This is a genomic window from Halostagnicola bangensis, from assembly GCF_054653435.1.
Window position 1 is genome coordinate 2,581,139 of sequence record NZ_BAAIGG010000002.1, and the last position, 16,819, is coordinate 2,597,957.

The following is a 16,819-nucleotide window of genomic DNA, read 5'->3' on the forward strand; positions in this document are numbered from 1 at the left end:
ACCGTTCTCTCTTCTTCGTGTCACGATCAGTTACCGAGATCACACGACGAGTGAGAAAGAACTGCGGACACCGGCAGATTCATTTCCGTCTACTGTGATAGGAGGTGTATGTTCGATACCTTACTACACGCCGGGCACGGTCATCCGAATCTCTGGTGGATCCTCGTTCCGAGTTATCTGACGTTCGTGATCGGACTCGGCGTCGGCATGTACTCCGACAGGCTCCGCGAGTTCGTCAGCGGACAGGAAACGCAACCTGCAGAGTGAATTCAGCGGTTTTCGGTCGCTTGGCGCGTTGAAAACACCGTTCTACAGCCGAGGTAGTACGAATCTTCGAGGGCGACCGGAAGACCCTCCGGCTTCCGTGCTCTACTGAAACCGTCGGTTTCGCGGACCTCGCGAGAGATTCGTTCCCATTCAGTGACGAGGGCCCAAAGCTCTCTCGAACCACCTGACCTCGAGTTGGTTCACTGCTCGATGTGAACGGATAGTTCGCGCCGCTCGGGATAGGAGAGACGAACTCGAGAAAATCGAATCCGACAGTTATTCGACGAGAACGGCGTTAACCTGTCCGTTCTGGCCGGGACGGGAGGTGACTCGAGCGTTCCCTTCGTCGGTGTCGATGATTGCGCCCTTGGTGATGATGTTTCGTCGGACGTAGTTCGGGTTCGCGTCGTTTTCGACGACGTCGTTGATCTCGGTCGTCACGGTTTCGCCGCCCTTGTTGACGTTTACGACGTTCGTCGCGAGTGCTCGCGTCTTCTCGCCGTTTCCGCGGACGTCGACGGTCCGGTAGCGCGGTTCACCGACCTGGGTCTCGGTCGGAAGCCGGCCGAGTTCGTATTTGCGTCGGTTTCGGATGTGCTTGAGTCGCCCGCCTGTTCGCTTGCGTGTAGAACGGCCTTGATCTTGCATATCCGTTGAAAGTCCGGGCGGATACTTGAATGCAACCTTTTCGCCCGGGCTGTCAGAGCCGACGGACTAGAGTAAACGACGGACCGATACGTGGTGTAGCGGCGGACCGATACGTGGTGTAGCGGCGGACCGGTGGGTGCGGTCGAAGGCGTTACTCTTGCTGTGCGTCGACGACCGCGACGCCCGCCAGGTTTACGATGTCCTTGACCTCGTCGCCCCGCTGGAGGACGTGAACGGGTTTGTCCATCCCGGTCAGCATCGGACCGATCGCGTCGGCACCGCCCAGACGCTGGAGCAGTTTGTAGCCGATGTTCCCCGACTCGAGGTTCGGGAAGACGAGTACGTTCGCCGGCTCCTCGAGTTCCGAAAAGCCGTAGGTCCCCTCGAGGATGTCCTCGACGACGGCTGTGTCGGCTTGCATCTCGCCGTCAACGGGGAAGTCGACCGCGGGATCGTCCTGGAGTTGTTGTGCCGCCTTGCGCGGTTTGACGGTATCTTCGTTCGTGACGCTGCCGAAGTTCGAGTACGACAGGAGCGCGGCGCGCGGTTCGACGTTGAACCGTCGGGCGAGCTTGCCCGTCTGTTTGGTCACTTCCGCGAGAACGTTCTCGTCGGGCGACTGGTTGACGGTCGCGTCGGCGATGAAGATCACGCGATTCTTGAACGTGAGCATGTAGACGCCGGCGGCGTAGTCGACGTCGTCCGCGGTACCGATAACCTGAAGCGGCGGTCGAAGCGCCGAGGGGTAGTGGTGAGAGAGGCCGGTCAGGAACGCGTCGGCGTCGCCCTCCTCGACCATCACGCTGCCGAAGTAGTTCGTGTCCCGGCGAACGAGTTCGCCCGCTTCGGTGCGCGTGATTCCCTTGCGCTGGCGGAGTTCGTGCAACCGTTCGGCGTAGCGTTCGTAGTCACCCGCATCCGGATCGGCAACTTCCGGTTCGAAGTCGAGGCCGAGGTTCGTGGCGGTCGATTTGATCTCGGCTTCGTCGCCGATGAGAATCGGGAGGGCGATCCCTTGTTCCTGCAGTTGATAGGCCGCCCGGATCATCTTCTCGTTCTCGCCCTCCGCGAGGGCGACCGTTTTGGGTTCGCTTTTGGCCTTGTTGAGGACGACGCGCATCATCTCTCTGGACTTGCCGAGTCTGGCCTCGAGTTGTTCTTCGTACTCGTCGATATCGACGTCCGCGCGAGCGGCACCGGAGTCGACCGCGGCCTCTGCGACGGCGGGTGCGATCCGGAACAGGACTCGAGGATCGACCGGTTTCGGAATAATGTAATCGGGTCCATACTGGATGGGGTCGTCGCCGTAGGCTTTGACAACCGCGTCGGGGACGTCCTGGCGGGCCAGATCCGCCAGCGCACTGGCCGCGGCGACTTTCATGTCTTCGTTGATCTCGGTCGCGCGAACGTCGAGTGCGCCGCGGAAGATGAAGGGAAAGCCGAGGACGTTGTTGACCTGGTTCGGATAGTCCGAGCGGCCCGTCGCCATGATGACGGTGTCGTCTCGAGCCTCCTTAGCTTCAGCGTAGCCGATTTCCGGGTCGGGGTTGGCCATCGCGAAGATGATCGGGTCGTCGCCCATCGACCGAACCATATTCTGGTCGACGACCCCGCCGATCGAGAGGCCGACGAAGACGTCGGCTCCCTTCATCGCGTCCGAGAGATCGCCTTCCGGCACGTCTCGAGCGAACTCCCGTTTGTACTCGTTGATGTCGTCGGCCGCGGCGCGGGCTTGCGTGATGATCCCCGAGGAGTCACACATGAGGATGTTCTCCCGCTTCGCGCCGAGCGAGACGTAGAAGCGAGCGGTTGCGAGCGCGCTTGCGCCGGCTCCGGAGAAAACGATCTGTAGATCCTCGAGATCTTTGTCGGCGATATCGGCCGCGTTGAGCAATGCGGCCCCGGAGATGATCGCGGTTCCGTGCTGGTCGTCGTGGAAGACGGGAATGTCCATCTCTTCGCGAAGCCGTTCCTCGATGGTGAAACAGCCGGGTGCTTTGATGTCCTCTAAATTGATTCCGCCGAAGGTCGGCTCCATCATTTTCGCGGCTTCGACCACCTTCTCCGGATCCGCCTCGTCGAGCTCGATATCGAAGACATCGATATCGGCGAATCGCTTGAAGAGGACGCCTTTTCCTTCCATGACTGGCTTGGACGCCTGGGCACCGATATCGCCCAGTCCGAGCACCGCGGAACCGTTCGAGATCACGCCGACGAGGTTCCCCTTGGCGGTGTACTGAAACGCTTCAGATTCGTCCTCGTCGATCTCGAGACACGGCGCGGCGACGCCGGGCGAGTATGCGAGTGAAAGATCGCGCTGCGTATTCGTCGGTTTCGTCGTCGAAATCTCGAGTTTTCCCGGCGGATCGATTCGGTGGTACTCCAGTGCGTCCTCATCTAGTCCCATACGGGGATCACTAACGTGAACCACTAAAAACAATGCGAAGCCGCATTTCGACAACCGTCGAATTATTTGTCGTCGCGCTCTCGACACGTCCGGGTTCGACGATTCGACCCTTTTATACGGCCTGCGACAGTCCAACCGGGTATGGATGTCGCGCTTGGTGGGACGTTCGACCCCGTCCACGACGGCCATCGGCGGCTGTTCGAACGGGCGTTCGAACTCGGAGACGTGACCGTCGGGTTAACGAGTGACGACCTCGCACCGAAAACGCGCCACGAGGACCGACCCGTGCGGACGTTCGATCAGCGAAAGGATCATCTCGAGGACGAACTCGAGCCGTTCGCCGAGGAGTACGATCGGACGTTCGAAGTCCGGACCCTCCGCGAGCCGACGGGAATCGCGACCGAGCCACAGTACGATTATCTCGTCGTTTCGCCGGAAACCGTTGATGGGGGCGAGAAAATCAACGAAATTCGGCGCGAACGAGGCCACGATTCTCTCGAGGTAATCGTCGTGCCCCACCTTCGGGCCGAAGACGGGGACATTATCTCGAGTACGCGAATCGTCAACGGCGAAATCGACGAACACGGGCGACTGATCGATTCGGACGACCAGTAGCGGGCGCATCGATCCACGTTCGGCGGGTGTCGCCGAACTGCTGTTCTCGCCGCCGCCCCGTTCTCATCGGCCCTTGCCGATGGTTACCGTTTCATCACCGTAGCTGGCACTTACGTGGTTTTGATTTCGGTAAACCGTTTGATAGCGCCGCTGATCCGGGTGGAATTCGTAGCCGGCGCGGCGATCGGTAGCCATCGCGGCCGGTGACCGGTGCTACCAGCGTGGTGGCTCGAGCCCGGCGGTCTCGAGCAGATCCTTCCACCGCTGTTGGATCGAGAGTCGCGAGACGTCGGCGGCGTCGGCGACCGTTCCCTGGGTGCGGCCGTCGCCGGCGACCAGCGAGCCGGCGTAGACGCTTGCGGCGAGGACTGCGCGCTTGGATCGATCCGATTCCGGGACGTCGGTGAGAAAGAGGTCGCCAGCGTACGACCGCGCCTCGGTCGAGAGTTCGAGCCGGTCCGCGACGGTTTCGAGTTCCTCGAGCCAGGGTTCGTACTCGACGCGGTCGCGCGCACTGTGCATGCACCGAGATTTCAGCGCCATCGAAATAAATCCACGGACGTCCTCACTCGGCTGGCCGCGTCGCTTCGGCTGACCGTTTTCCCTGCTCGAAGTTATGGACTCCGTGAACTGTCTCTGGGGTTGGATACTCTTCGCAATAGGGGGCTATACCGGGCAACGTTCAGCTACGAACGACTAGAAAAACTGGCCGTTCGCTGGCGATTTCAATAGGTCACGATTACTAAAGCCGGGGGAGCCGGAAGGTGGATGCGACGCCCGTCGCTCGCTCCCGCGACTCGCGTCTCATCATGAGTACCGAGCCAACTTGCAAACTCGTCTGTACCGGCTGTGGCCTCGAGATGCCGTACAGAGACAGATCGCTGGCCGAGCAGGCGGCGGAACTCCACCAGTTGCGGGATTCTGAGCACGTCACCTTCATCGTTCCACCGGATTGGTCGCCCGAGGAGCCGTTAGTTCACGACTGAGTGCGATGCGTCATGAGGACTAGGACGGATCGACAGGTTCTTACTCGAATCGCGAAAACGATAGCCTGCGCGCGGGTAGCCAAGCTAGGCCAACGGCGCAGCGCTTAGGACGCTGTCCCGTAGGGGTCCGCCGGTTCGAATCCGGTCCCGCGCATTCCTGTCGCTCGCAAACTCGCGAGCGACGGGAATCGCCAATACGGATTCGAACTAGAGAAGTCGCGTGCAGCGGAGCGAGCACGTCTTCGCGTAGTTCGAATCCGGTCCCGTGCACCGTTCACTGAGGATAATATCTGCAACAGAGAGAAGTCTCGTTCCGGGAAGTGGACGATTCGATTAGACGGTACCGTCGCGTGGTTTTTGAAGGATCGTTGCCCATTCACACTCGATAACTCCTCCTTCGTGTTTTCGTCCCTGGAATAGGTCGCGGTTCGTAATACTGTCCCACGCTGAACCCACTAAACGGAAGCCTTCTTCCTCCGAGAAGTCTCCACCGTGTCTCTCGAACTTACCGAGATTTTGTGCAATATCGGCAATATATTTGTGGCTATGGATGAGTTGTTCTCCAATTGTGTTTTCTCCGATTACGAAAAAGTAGTACGCTCCCGGTTTTAGATGCTCGTAGACTCTGGCCAAATTCTTCAACATCCCATCCGCGAAAAATTTCCATGTTACGTATGCTTTGCGTTCTGCTTCATTGTGATCGAGGTTGTGAATAGTCTTAATGTCTGCATCTAGATTCGGGAGTCGAGTCGCTTCGAACGCTTCGTCAGTACCGAGCCAGATGTCTCGAAGAGTTGCCGGTAGGTTTCTTTCTACGGTGCTCATTGAGACGGAGTTGGTCCCAATGATGGACTGGCGCAGTTCCTTTGCTTCGAACTTTTCATCCTCTTCGAGGAAGTCGTAGATCCAGAACAGTCGCAATTTCGAACCCCGATAGTAGTTCATTGCGTTGATATACGGTGGCGAAGTAATTGCGATGTCTACCTCTTCCCGGTATTCCGGGATATCGAAGGTTCTTGCATCTCCGAGACGAATGTCGACCGCCGCATTATGGGCCGCGTTTTGCTCGAAACCGTTCTCAGTATCTGAGGAGTCAAATCTCTGTAAAGTCCGCTGGACAGTCCCACCACTGTAATTGGTTGCGTAGATCTCGTTCCACAATTCAACGAGTTTTCCCCTCGACTCTGCGATCTCCTCCTCGTGGGTTTCGATCACATCAGGCGGATGTTCGTCGTTTTCTATGCGACGACGCATTTTCTTTGATTTGTAAGCCTTCGAGATACCGGGGTCCGCGTTCGAGACGGTAAACACGGTATTGGCAATCATCAAAGTGAGCCAGCGATTGAGTCGGTTTTTGATCTTTTTATTGTCGATACCCAGGTCTCCCAGAGCTTCGGTTTCACTCTCTGTAAGATCCTCGAGAAAGTCAAAATCGCTTTCTTTGAAATCGGCGAGAGCCTTTCTGATGCGAGAGAGGTCACGTATTACTTCCGGCTCGAACCAATGGTCCTTCTTAGTCCTATCAAGAAACTCCGCATCGTATTTCTCATATAGCTTCGCTTCCGTTTCATGGAGTAAACTGACATATTCCGCTTGTGCCTGTTTCAGCGCATTCGGAGGGAGAGGAGAGGTAGAAACCTCAGAAACCAGTCTGGATAGTGGATTGATTTCGATACCCAGGTAGTCTCGACCGGTGATTTTTGCTTCAAGTCCTGTCGTTCCGCTCCCCGAAAACGGGTCGAGAACGATCGGTCTGTCGCCCGATTCGTTCCGTTTGGAGGTGAATTGTCTAATAATGTAACTCGGGATTTGAGGTATGAATATGGCCGGGTGTTTGTGGATATCGTGAGTGAGGTATGTCGTGTTTGGAATCGTCCTCCCGTCGTCCAAATCGTTAGCCAGGGCACGAAAATCCATTTCTGGATACTCGTCAGGTTCTCCTTCGAATGCATAGTTGACACCCTCGCCTTTCGGGACTTCTCCGAGCTGATATCCAGGTTCGTCCGGAACGTGACTCATACCCGGATTGTCTTCAAAACGAAAATCCGGAAAAACGCGGTTTCCCTTCCGTTTCATTTCCACGTTTCCATGTTGGGTATAGATGGATGGGATTTCTGAACCCGAGGCTTCCTCATTCATTGAGTGTACGTTCCTGCTTGCTCAGTTAAAAAGTACTGGAAGCGTGTATTGTCGTTAGGATGATAGAACGGTCGGTTGTTCAGCCTCCCTTTTGGCATCCTCGGGCAGGTCCCGCATAAAACGACCCATGCGGTGACTGACTCGGGCTGGGACCGCAAATTTATCACCTCTCTTTTCGAAGAGCCCGCCTTTGTTCTTGGAGGTTCCAGTAGCCATGTTCTTGAGAAGCGATGTCGGTGTTGCAATGTCCAACAAATCGCCGATCTCGGATTTCGTTGGCGCGTTATCCCAATCGATCGGGTCATCTTCAGATGCAGGGATATTCGTTCCACTCCGCTCATATTCCGTTTTATTTCGAACGGCCCGGACGATGTTCTGTTTCTTGGTCGTATCGTCCTCAACGTCGAACAGGTACGTTTCTAGTGTATGCCGAACATCCCCGAGAGAGGCCTCAACGATATCGTCTTTCTCGTAGTCCGGTTCAGGTGGTGTGGCTTCAGGAAAACGACGTAAGAAGAGGGGTCGGGAGATCGAGTCGTAAACGAGCGTCTCGATCGTAACGTCTTGCAGATAATTGAGCGGATTCCCTCCGAACACCCACTCGACATACTGGTTGTCGCGTTTTTCATCGTACATCTCGGCAACGTCTCGAGCAAACGCCAATAACTCTCTATCGGCCTTTCGACGTTTTCCGGTGCGGCACAACTCTCGAAACTCGACAAGACGGTCGGTCAGTTGGTCATCCTCGAGTATGAGGTCCGCGATCTCCATCGCGTTGTTTCGGTTCTGTGTAGAAATTTCGAAGACCTTGTTTTCCCGCTCTGCGATTGAGAACCCGAGCCAAAGGTCGTCGGCGTCGTTCTCGCTGATGATTCCTCGAAGCGAGCGTGGCGAATCGAACGTCTCTACCGAACCACTTTCACCGGTGGCAATCCGCGAGCCAGTGTATATTGTATTCAGATACACATCGCCGTAGAGGAACGACATGTGGAACTGGATCGTTTCATCGCTATTTGGTGACACCGGTACCTCAAACTCGAGTTGTAGGTTCTGCGAATCTAGATTGATATTACGCAGGTCTTTTGTAAGATTTGTTGGCAGGTCCTCTTCGAATTCTTCGATGAGTCTCCGACTGGTTCCTTGTTGTGGGTCTTCCTCCCAGCGTGCAGGTGTTCTTTTTTCGTTGAAAAGGATCCCGACGTGGAAGTGAATCTCCTCGACTCCAACCTCGTTTAATAATTCGGTTAACGCATACGAATCCGATGAGATGTCGTATTCCTGTCCAATATTATCTGGGATTGTGACGATATTGTTTGACTTTGTTAGCTCACGGACCAACGCTCGCGGCTTTCGCATTAGCGACGGTCTCGCAGTCGTTCCACCGCTGACAACACTCGTCCTGTGCTCTCCGAAAACGAGCGTCCCTTCTTCCTCAAAAAAGAGCGTGGCGTCTGCGTTCGCTTGCTGGTTGTTTTCGGCAAGGTCGAAGGTAATGGAGTCCAGGTCGCTCAATCGATCCTCCTCATCAGCATCGAGCGTCTCGCGGGTATAGTTGAGCGATTTCCAACACAGTTCTGGTTCCAGGAGATACTGTAAGAGATGACCGAGGTTTCGGTCCACATCGAGTCGGTGTGAATCCTCTTCGGCGGCTATCACCTTCTCGAAGAACTTGCCCTTGACCGCGTCAAAGGACCGGGTAAAGTACTCTGCCACGGTGAACAGTCCGCCATAGACTGCGGGCAGGGAATCCTCTGGATTGGCCTCCGTTAGCTCCCGTGCACGTTGGACGCCACCGACGCTCTGATTAGTCAATTGGTCACTGCTCTCGTCACCGTCGCCGTTCGATTGTTTCTCGTGTTCTTGAAACGTCGCTAACGGGAGTTTGCGAACGGTCCTGTTTACCGTCCCTTTGAGTATAACTTCAGCTTCGTTCAACTCTTCATCGTTATGAATAGAGATGATTTTCCTGTCGAAGTAATTCATATCTACTACGTTATCGACGGCATGGATAAATATAGGTACAACTCGTTCGCGATCCTGTGTCTTTTGCAACAGCAAAACGAGTATATCCACAGTCTTTGCATCGAGTTCTTTAGCAAAATTAGTCAAGCAAGCCACTTGCGAATCAGTTAACGCGTAATCTCTCGAGAATCGACCAACGAGCAAGTAGTTCGACTCGTTTGCCCGTCGATCGGAGATGGTATCGGAAAATACTCAATAACTGTCAGTAATGCTCCTCCAGTGAAGTCACGAGCCCTCCTGGGAGTCGCGGTCCTCGTCGCGCTTGCCGTTTCTGTCGCCTTTTTCGTTGCACCCGGGTTGTATTCCTATCCGATCGAGAACCAGAGCTACGGAATCGCCCACGAGTCGACTGAGGCGTTCGATACGGCGCTCGAGGAGACCGCCCTCGAAACCGAGGACATCACCCCAAAGGACGAACTGTCGGGGCCGACACAGCGGGCGCTCGAGGAACCGCGAACGGAGTCTGGGGGCTCGAGCGGTGGATGGGAGGAGATAGCCGTCACCGTCTGTGATGAGGCCGTGCCGCTCTGTCCCGGATATGCTGTCGAGCCTGATTTCCCGGAATCAGCGAGCCGAGATCCGGGATGCGGACTGGAAACCGGTTCGGAATCGTCGAAGACGGCGGCGACACGTACGTCGTCGAGACTCGGTACGGCGGCGGCCCCGGCTTCGGGATGCTCTACATCCTTCCGGCCATGTGGCTCTCACACATCATGTACGGGCTGTATCTCGCTAAGACTGCCGTCACTTATATCGATTCCCGGCCACGTCGGGTTCTGGGCTGTACCGCATACGGGCTAATTCTACTCGGTTGGCCGGCGCTCGTTGTCCTCTCCGGGGAGCCAATGTGGGCGCTGGTCTCCCCACTGATCGCAATCGGCGGATTGGTCGGAACTTGGTGCTGGTACAGCTACAGATTGTGGTGGCGAGACTCCGAAGAGACGTAGGTACTGCCTTGAGGCGAAGCCCGACGCGAACGAACTCGAGACCGAATGTCGCCTTACCCGAAATCGAGTCGGTCGTAGTGCACCCGACACCCGCAGGGGTGAGCCGTGTGGCGTCTGGGTCCGGAGGTGACCACCCGTAGAACCGGTGTCCCATATCGCGGGCAGTCGGGAAACGGCGACTCGTTGCCGCCGTCGGTGTCGACGCCTGCAGGGTCGTCTGCCCTATCGCTTGTGCAGTCGTCTGTTTGATCGTTCACGACGAACGCACCTGGACACCCACACTGGTCACGAGGAGCGAGATTCCGCGAGCGGTAACGCGAACCTCGAGTGTCTGATCCGCGGAGTCGACGAGGCGCTCGAGTGTTGTCGGTGGTGCTCGAGGCTGTTGCTAGTATGAGTTCGGTGCGACTGGCGTACGGGACGTTTATGCCCGCGGAGAAGTAATCCAATCATGGCAACTGACCCGTACGGGTTTGGAAGCCACGTCTCGGGTGCTGGTTCCACCCGGGGCATTTCAATACGAACGCCCCCTTTCGTGGAGTTTTTGGCTTCCATTCGGACAAACGCGCCCACATGTCATATAGCTACTGTTTCAGGGTGAGTGTCGCGTTCGACTCAGGACTCGAGGGCTTGTGGAGCTCCGTGTTTCGTCGACGAGACGAGTACGGAACTGTGGGTTGAATGTCCGAGGAATCGCACAAACGGTTTATTACACGTGTCGGGGTTTAACCAGTGGTGTTTGAATGCTCCCTCAGAGTGAACAGACGCGATTCGGTCGGTCCGTCGGTATCGGAATTATAGTCGTTCTCGCAGTTACTGGCCTCACAGCGGCCGGCATTGGGCTTGGTAGCGTTTCCGGCGAGAACGTCGACGTAACAGAGGTTGATTCCTGCACGACGATCACCGAGCCGGGGAACTACCAACTCAGTACGGACATCGAAGACGCTTCAGAAGATATCTGCATCGAGATAGAAGCGAACAACGTCGTTCTCGACGGGGGCGGGCATACGATCGATGGCGACGTCACCGAGGGTGAAAAATCGGAGTTCGTCACTGCCGTCGAAGAAGACGAGGAAACCTTCCCGACCGATCCCGAGTGGCAACGCATCGGCGTGTCAGTGGGTGCTGAAGCCGATCTCTCGTCCGTCGCGGTGCGCAACGTGACAGTTACCGATTGGTTTTTCGGCGTCAACTACGAGAGCGTGACGAACGGCGAGGTGCAGGGCGTGACGGCGGAGAACAACGGTGACGGCATTTCGGCTTATAACTCGAGTCAGGTTACGTTCGCTGATTCCACGGCGAGTAACGGCAGTACCGGATTCATCTTCGACAGCTGGGACGACGGCGTATCCGAAGACAACACGATACGGAACGTTGACAGCCAGTCGAATACCTTCGACGGCGTAGCGGTCTGGGAAACGACCGACCTTGAGGTGACCGAATCCACGATTTCGGATAACGACGTCGGACTCGTTCTCGGTATCGAGACCGACGACAGCACCGTTTCGAACGTCGAGGTCGACGGAAATACTCAGATAGGCGTGTTATCGCTAGAGTCAAGCGGTCAACAATTCCAAAACGTGGCGGTTAGGAACACGCGAGGAGACGTGGAAACGGAAGGGTGGGCTGACCTCGAGCCGGGTGCGTTCGTGTTCGTCAATACCGCAAACTCCACCATCGAAGATTCGACGGCGCTTGACAACGAGCAGTGGGTTTACCACTCGTCGGACGAGTCAGCGGACAACACCGTCGAAAACCTCGAGACCGAAGCGGGAACGTTCGCGTTCTCTGGAACCGACGTCGCCGTTCAACACGTGCCGCCCGAGGAGGACGAGCAAGCGCCTGAACCAGAGGAAGCGGGAGAGATAACCGCAACTATCGAACGGGCGACCATTTCCGCCATCACCGACCACCTCGAAGAAACGCCGGCCGAAGCGGTGGTTCCCGAAAAAGAGTAATGTGACCGACCATCTCGCACTGTCGCGTCGCGGCTCGCATTGTGCGCAGTTCGCGCTGGTCACAGTTCGCTATTTAGGTCCATAATCGGTCAAGCCGGATGGCCGGCCTTCGAGAGCGGGAGGATGGCTGATTCGTGTATGAATTTCGATCGACCAAATCTGGGCCTCGATCGATCTGAATCTGCGTTTCTTGCTCGACCTGAATCTGCGTATCGACCGAATTAGCTCTACGTTTCTTGCTCGCGCTGGCAACACGGATTTCCACGTCCTCCCCAACCGACTCACTCGCTTCGCTCGCGGTTTCGCCGCTCGCAGTCCGCGACGCGTTGCGTCGCGCTTCGCTCGTTCGTCCCTCGCACAGTTGGGACGACGCGCCTTCGCCGTGCTCAGACGCGCCGACAGCGCGTGCCACCGCACGTAGCTGTGGTGGTTCTGAGCGAATTGCCGTTCCCACAAGTCGACGTTCTCGCTCGGCGAGTGAAACAGATCCAAATACCCCCTTGCCAACAACTACCTATGGACAAGCGACGACTCGGTTCGACGGACCTAAACGTAACGGAGGTCGGCCTCGGCACGTGGAACATCGGCTCGGCCTGGGGCGACGTTTCGGACGAGGAGGCTCGAGCGGCCGTCCGGACGGCCCTCGAGGAGGGCGTGACGTTTCTGGATACCGCCGACGTCTACGGGGACGGTGCAAGCGAGAAGTACATCGGGGAAGTTCTTGAGGACTGGGACGACTCGGCGGAGGTGACCGTCGCCACCAAGGTCGGCCGACGGCTCGAGCCCCACGAAGCCGCGGAGTACACCGCCGCAAACCTCGAGGAACACGTCGATCGGTCTCGAGAGAATCTGGGCGTCGAGACGCTGGATCTCGTGCAACTACACTGTCCGCCGCGGGAGGTCTACTATCAGCCTCGAGTGTTCGAGGCGATGGAGTCACTGGTCGAGGATGGGAAGATCGACCACGTCGGCGTGAGCGTCGAAAAAGTCGAGGAGGGGCTGAAAGCCATCGAGTACCCATGTGTCGAGACCATCCAGATCATCTTCAACCCGCTTCGCCAACGCCCCGCGGAGCTGTTCTTCGAGGAGGCTAAACGCCGTAATATCGGCGTCGTCGTCCGCATTCCACTCGCCTCGGGACTCCTGACGGGCGCGCTCTCGACGGACACGACGTTCCCCGAGAGCGACCACCGGAATTTTAATCGCGATGGCGAAGCCTTCGACCGCGGCGAGACCTTCAGCGGGCTGGCATTCGAGCAGGGGCTCGAGGTCGTCGACCGGATCGAAAGCCACGTTCCCGAGGGGATGACGACCGCGCAGTTTTCCCTGCGCTGGATTCTGGACCACGACGCCGTTTCGACGGTCATCCCCGGCTCGAGTTCCCCCGAGCACATTCGCGAGAACGTCGCCGCCGCCTCCCTGGACTCGCTTTCGAACCAAACCCGCGGCGTCGTTCGAGATATCTACGAGGAAGACGTCTACGACGTGGCCCACCATCAGTGGTGAGCGCGAGAGGCTATTTCACGCCTCGCTCTCGGAGGTCGTAGGCGAGTCGACTCGACCATACGAGTAAAATATCTTACAACGGCTGTGCAAGCGAATGTTTTCGAAAGGACCGAAAGCATTACCTCCGAATACCATCGAGTTGTGGTCATGAAACTCACCGACGAGCAGTTCGAACAGTATCAGTCCGAAGGCTACGTCGTCGTTGAAGACGTGCTCGCCGACGAAACTGTCGATCGAGTGAGAGACCGGCTTCGGGAGTACACCCATGGCGATCGGGAACCGGAGACGTTCGGCAAAATGCTCGAGCCCGCCGTCGAACGCGGCGAGGTGGATGTCGAGGAACCCGGCGACGCCGTTCGAAAGATGGAAGGACTGGGGATGGTCGAGGAGGACGAGGTCTTTGAGGAGGTCGCGAGGGACGAGACCATCGTCTCGATCAACGAACACCTGCTCGGCGAGCACCTCAAGTTGCTCCGAAGCGCCGCGATGCTCAAACCGCCCCACGTCGGCAGCGAGAAGAGCTTCCATCAGGATGCGGCCTACTACCCGATCCGTCCGATGGACCACGTTACTGTCTGGATCGCGGTCGACGAGGCGACCCTCGAGAACGGTTGTATGTCCGTCGTCCCCGGCGAACACACGGAGGGCATCATCACCCACGAAACTGACGAATACGAGACCGATATCGTGATCGACGGCGAGGAGTACGACGACGAGAACCTCGTCAAACTGCCGATGGAGCCGGGTGACGCACTCTTCCAACACTGCCTGCTTCCCCACTACACTGAACCGAACACGACCGACAGTCCCCGCCGAGCGCTCATCATGTCGTACATGGACGCCCGCTCGAGGTTCACTCAGAGCGACGAAGAACGACCCGACTGGGTCGACTCGGTACACATTCAGGGCAAGGAGTTCCCGGGCTGCGTCTGAGCGTTCGCAGACAGCGTTCTTTCTCGTACATTTGTGCTCTCGAATTTGTGCCTCGCCGACTTGTCTCTCTCACCGATTCGATCCCTGCTGAAGTATTCCGACGGGGTGTGTGAGTATTCCCGACGCGCTATTGCGGTTTCCGTGCGCGGGACCGGCATCCGTTATCGCGGGTCGGCGTACTCGTCGGAATCTGCCGATTCGTGATCCGTTTCGTCGTCACTGTGAGACGCGGTTGGATCGCTCGCTTCGTTTCCGCTGGGAGCTGTGACTGTTTCGTCCGTGTCGTCGTCTGAAGCGTTCGGTATCGGATCCGAACCCTCGTGAGTCGTCTCCGCATCGGCGAGCGTGTGCGGATCAGCGGGTTCGTCGCTGTGTCTGGTGTCATCGCGTTCGAAGACGTAGAAAACGGGGCCGATGAGGACGATGACGAGCAGCCCCGGAATGGGAACCGTCGGAACGAACAGGAAGAGTCCGAGCCCTAGCATTCCCGTACTGAATACCAGAAGCGCCCAAACCGGCGGCCAGACGACATCGACTCGTCTCGCGTCCCAGTAGACGACCGCCGAGACGATGCCGATCACCACGGGACCGAGAACGCCGAGGAGGAGATCGTTCATACTCGAACGATTCGAGCGCCCGGGAAAAAGCGTTCTGAGATCACGTCGGGATCCGACGCGAACGAGATTTGGGAAATCTCGAGAGCCGATCGTTTTGCTGAGCGTTCGGCGGAACCCGTGGTAACAGCTATCACCATCAAGCCCACAACGTTTATTCGATCACGAACGACTTCTAGGAGTAATGGACGGATTAGACGATGTGTTCGGGGACATCTTCTCGAGTGTCGATGCCGTCGTACTCTTCGGGCCGAGCGGGTCGTACTACGAGCGCTTTTCGTCGGCCGAAGACCTCGACGTCATCGTCGTCGGAACGGAAAACGTCGTGAGTGCGGACACGTTCGTCGAACTCCCCCTCGAGTTCGAAGACGTCACAGAGCGAGTCTCGTTCGGGCTCGAGGGCGCGTTACAACAGGGAATTATCGAGGACGGCGACGAACTCGCGTGTGCGACGAGCGTGTTCGGAAACAGTATCGACACGGTCTCGCGGGTTCGAGCCGACGCCGAGTCGAAGACGGGTATTTACGACCTGTTCTCGAGATCGCGCGCGGATCCGGAGGTTATCAAGTCGGTTCTCGAGTTAGCGGTCGAACTCGGGAAGAAAGGACAGAAGGGCAAGCCCGTCGGCGCGCTGTTCATCGTCGGCGACGCCGGGAAGGTGATGAACAAGTCCCGGCCGCTTTCGTACAACCCCTTCGAGAAGTCCCACGTCCACGTCGGCGACCCGATCGTGAGCGTGATGCTCAAGGAGTTCTCGCGACTCGACGGCGCATTCGTCATCTCGGATTCGGGCAAGATCGTCTCGGCCTACCGGTACTTAGAGCCCTCCGCGGAAGGTGTCGACATTCCCAAAGGGCTGGGTGCGCGCCATATGGCGGGTGGTGCGATCACCAGAGACACGAACTCGATCGCGATCGCGCTTTCAGAGAGCGACGGAATGGTACGGGCGTTCAAGGGCGGCGAGCTCCTGATCGAGGTCGATCCGGAGGCGTACTGATATGGAGTGGCAGACGTTCGTCGACGAGCCGGCGGTCATCGCCGTCGCAGTGCTCGCGCTCGGATTCGTCGTTGGATATCTCGTCGGCAAACTCAACAAGGAACTGCTGAACGCGGCCGGAGTATCCGACGCCGTCGAAGGGACACCGTTCGAGCGGACCGCCCAGAGTCTCGGGACCTCGACCGTCGAGATCGTCGCCCGGATCAGTTCATGGTTCATCTACGGTATCGCGGTCCTCACCGCGATTCATATCGCACAGCTGCTTCCGACCGACGCGTTCTGGGCGCGTATTATCGAGTTTATCCCGCAACTGTTCATCGCCGTTCTCGTGCTTATTCTCGGATTCATCATCGCCGACAAGGCAGAACTGGTCGTCAGCGAATACCTCCGCGGCGTCAAGCTCCCGGAGGTCGTGATTATCCCGAAAGTCGTGAAGTACACGGTGTTGTACATCGCGTTCATCATCGCGCTGGATCAGGTCGGCGTGGAGGTCTTCGCATTGCTCATCCTGTTGGCCGTCTACGCCATCGGCATCGTCATCGTCGGCGGCTACGCGTTCAAAGATTTCCTCGTCTCGAGTGCCGCGGGCATCTATCTCCTGTTGAACCAACCCTACAGCATCGGCGATCAGGTGAAGATTGGCGACCACTCCGGCATCGTCCAGGAGGTCGATCTGTTCGTGACGAAGATCGAAGACGATTCCGAGGAATTCATCGTTCCGAATCGGAAGGTGTTCGAGGAGGGCGTCGTTCGGATACGAGGCTGATCGGGAACGTTTGA

The 16,819-nt window shown here is 57.5% G+C and carries 15 protein-coding genes and 1 tRNA gene; 10 read left to right on the plus strand and 6 right to left on the minus strand.

Annotated features, from left to right (window positions below):
* Positions 1-108 precede the first annotated feature (108 nt).
* A complete protein-coding gene (locus tag ACYQ14_RS14625) occupies positions 109-267 on the plus strand; it encodes a hypothetical protein (protein WP_459889144.1) in 159 nt (52 codons plus the stop codon).
* A 276-nt stretch (positions 268-543) separates the two neighbouring features.
* Here ACYQ14_RS14625 and ACYQ14_RS14630 read toward each other — a convergent pair whose 3' ends face one another.
* Entirely contained in the window at positions 544-915 is a 372-nt protein-coding gene (locus ACYQ14_RS14630; RefSeq protein WP_459889145.1) for a 30S ribosomal protein S8e, read from the minus strand.
* A gap of 151 nt (positions 916-1,066) precedes the next feature.
* Positions 1,067-3,322, minus strand: a complete 2,256-nt coding sequence (locus ACYQ14_RS14635) for an NADP-dependent malic enzyme (protein ID WP_459889146.1) — start codon at positions 3,320-3,322, stop codon at positions 1,067-1,069.
* Between the two features lie 141 nt (positions 3,323-3,463).
* Between ACYQ14_RS14635 and ACYQ14_RS14640 the strand changes: the two genes are divergently transcribed.
* The gene (locus ACYQ14_RS14640) at positions 3,464-3,937 is read left to right on the plus strand and encodes a phosphopantetheine adenylyltransferase (protein ID WP_459889147.1); all 474 of its coding nucleotides are present in this window, start codon (positions 3,464-3,466) and stop codon (positions 3,935-3,937) included.
* A 213-nt stretch (positions 3,938-4,150) separates the two neighbouring features.
* Here the strand turns inward: ACYQ14_RS14640 and ACYQ14_RS14645 are convergent, their stop codons facing one another.
* Positions 4,151-4,459 (minus strand): transcription initiation factor IIB family protein, encoded by a 309-nt coding sequence (locus ACYQ14_RS14645; protein ID WP_459889148.1) that lies wholly within the window; start codon positions 4,457-4,459, stop codon positions 4,151-4,153.
* A gap of 242 nt (positions 4,460-4,701) precedes the next feature.
* Here ACYQ14_RS14645 and ACYQ14_RS14650 point away from each other — a divergent pair, with 242 nt between their 5' ends.
* The gene (locus ACYQ14_RS14650) at positions 4,702-4,923 is read left to right on the plus strand and encodes a hypothetical protein (protein ID WP_283835663.1); all 222 of its coding nucleotides are present in this window, start codon (positions 4,702-4,704) and stop codon (positions 4,921-4,923) included.
* Positions 4,924-4,992: 69 nt separating this feature from the next.
* Positions 4,993-5,077, plus strand: a tRNA-Leu gene (locus ACYQ14_RS14655).
* 179 nt (positions 5,078-5,256) lie between these two features.
* Here the strand turns inward: ACYQ14_RS14655 and ACYQ14_RS14660 are convergent.
* Together ACYQ14_RS14660 and ACYQ14_RS14665 are read right to left on the minus strand one after the other, a co-directional pair.
* Positions 5,257-7,062 (minus strand): DNA methyltransferase, encoded by a 1,806-nt coding sequence (locus ACYQ14_RS14660; RefSeq protein ID WP_459889149.1) that lies wholly within the window; start codon positions 7,060-7,062, stop codon positions 5,257-5,259.
* A 54-nt stretch (positions 7,063-7,116) separates the two neighbouring features.
* Entirely contained in the window at positions 7,117-9,045 is a 1,929-nt protein-coding gene (locus ACYQ14_RS14665) for a hypothetical protein (protein ID WP_459889150.1), read from the minus strand.
* A 258-nt stretch (positions 9,046-9,303) separates the two neighbouring features.
* On the opposite strand from ACYQ14_RS14665, the gene ACYQ14_RS14670 reads away from it, so the two are divergent.
* The 4 genes from ACYQ14_RS14670 (at position 9,304) to ACYQ14_RS14685 (ending at position 14,428) form a co-directional block, all read left to right on the plus strand.
* Complete coding sequence (locus ACYQ14_RS14670) at positions 9,304-9,885, plus strand: hypothetical protein (RefSeq protein ID WP_459889151.1); 582 nt, start codon at positions 9,304-9,306, stop codon at positions 9,883-9,885.
* A gap of 889 nt (positions 9,886-10,774) precedes the next feature.
* On the plus strand, positions 10,775-11,989 hold the full coding sequence (locus ACYQ14_RS14675) for a right-handed parallel beta-helix repeat-containing protein (RefSeq protein WP_459889152.1): 1,215 nt from the start codon (positions 10,775-10,777) through the stop codon (positions 11,987-11,989).
* Positions 11,990-12,505: 516 nt separating this feature from the next.
* A complete protein-coding gene (locus ACYQ14_RS14680) occupies positions 12,506-13,495 on the plus strand; it encodes an aldo/keto reductase (RefSeq protein ID WP_459889153.1) in 990 nt (329 codons plus the stop codon).
* A gap of 147 nt (positions 13,496-13,642) precedes the next feature.
* A complete protein-coding gene (locus ACYQ14_RS14685) occupies positions 13,643-14,428 on the plus strand; it encodes a phytanoyl-CoA dioxygenase family protein (RefSeq protein ID WP_459889154.1) in 786 nt (261 codons plus the stop codon).
* A gap of 161 nt (positions 14,429-14,589) precedes the next feature.
* Here ACYQ14_RS14685 and ACYQ14_RS14690 read toward each other — a convergent pair whose 3' ends face one another.
* Positions 14,590-15,045, minus strand: coding sequence for a hypothetical protein (locus ACYQ14_RS14690; RefSeq protein WP_459889155.1), 456 nt, complete (start codon positions 15,043-15,045; stop codon positions 14,590-14,592).
* A gap of 181 nt (positions 15,046-15,226) precedes the next feature.
* On the opposite strand from ACYQ14_RS14690, the gene dacZ reads away from it, so the two are divergent.
* Both dacZ and ACYQ14_RS14700 read left to right on the plus strand, forming a co-directional pair.
* The gene (gene dacZ, locus ACYQ14_RS14695; protein WP_459889156.1) at positions 15,227-16,039 is read left to right on the plus strand and encodes a diadenylate cyclase DacZ; all 813 of its coding nucleotides are present in this window, start codon (positions 15,227-15,229) and stop codon (positions 16,037-16,039) included.
* Between the two features lies 1 nt (position 16,040).
* Entirely contained in the window at positions 16,041-16,805 is a 765-nt protein-coding gene (locus tag ACYQ14_RS14700; protein ID WP_459889157.1) for a mechanosensitive ion channel domain-containing protein, read from the plus strand.
* Positions 16,806-16,819 lie beyond the last annotated feature (14 nt).

Coding starts and splice junctions, on each gene's coding strand:
- ACYQ14_RS14665 (WP_459889150.1), bottom strand. CDS start 9,045: ATGAATTACTTCGACAGGAAAATCATCTCTATTCATAACGATGAAGAG.
- ACYQ14_RS14635 (WP_459889146.1), bottom strand. CDS start 3,322: ATGGGACTAGATGAGGACGCACTGGAGTACCACCGAATCGATCCGCCG.
- ACYQ14_RS14685 (WP_459889154.1), top strand. CDS start 13,643: ATGAAACTCACCGACGAGCAGTTCGAACAGTATCAGTCCGAAGGCTAC.
- ACYQ14_RS14625 (WP_459889144.1), top strand. CDS start 109: ATGTTCGATACCTTACTACACGCCGGGCACGGTCATCCGAATCTCTGG.
- ACYQ14_RS14660 (WP_459889149.1), bottom strand. CDS start 7,062: ATGAATGAGGAAGCCTCGGGTTCAGAAATCCCATCCATCTATACCCAA.
- ACYQ14_RS14640 (WP_459889147.1), top strand. CDS start 3,464: ATGGATGTCGCGCTTGGTGGGACGTTCGACCCCGTCCACGACGGCCAT.
- ACYQ14_RS14675 (WP_459889152.1), top strand. CDS start 10,775: ATGCTCCCTCAGAGTGAACAGACGCGATTCGGTCGGTCCGTCGGTATC.
- ACYQ14_RS14690 (WP_459889155.1), bottom strand. CDS start 15,045: ATGAACGATCTCCTCCTCGGCGTTCTCGGTCCCGTGGTGATCGGCATC.
- ACYQ14_RS14630 (WP_459889145.1), bottom strand. CDS start 915: ATGCAAGATCAAGGCCGTTCTACACGCAAGCGAACAGGCGGGCGACTC.
- ACYQ14_RS14680 (WP_459889153.1), top strand. CDS start 12,506: ATGGACAAGCGACGACTCGGTTCGACGGACCTAAACGTAACGGAGGTC.
- dacZ (WP_459889156.1), top strand. CDS start 15,227: ATGGACGGATTAGACGATGTGTTCGGGGACATCTTCTCGAGTGTCGAT.
- ACYQ14_RS14645 (WP_459889148.1), bottom strand. CDS start 4,459: ATGCACAGTGCGCGCGACCGCGTCGAGTACGAACCCTGGCTCGAGGAA.
- ACYQ14_RS14700 (WP_459889157.1), top strand. CDS start 16,041: ATGGAGTGGCAGACGTTCGTCGACGAGCCGGCGGTCATCGCCGTCGCA.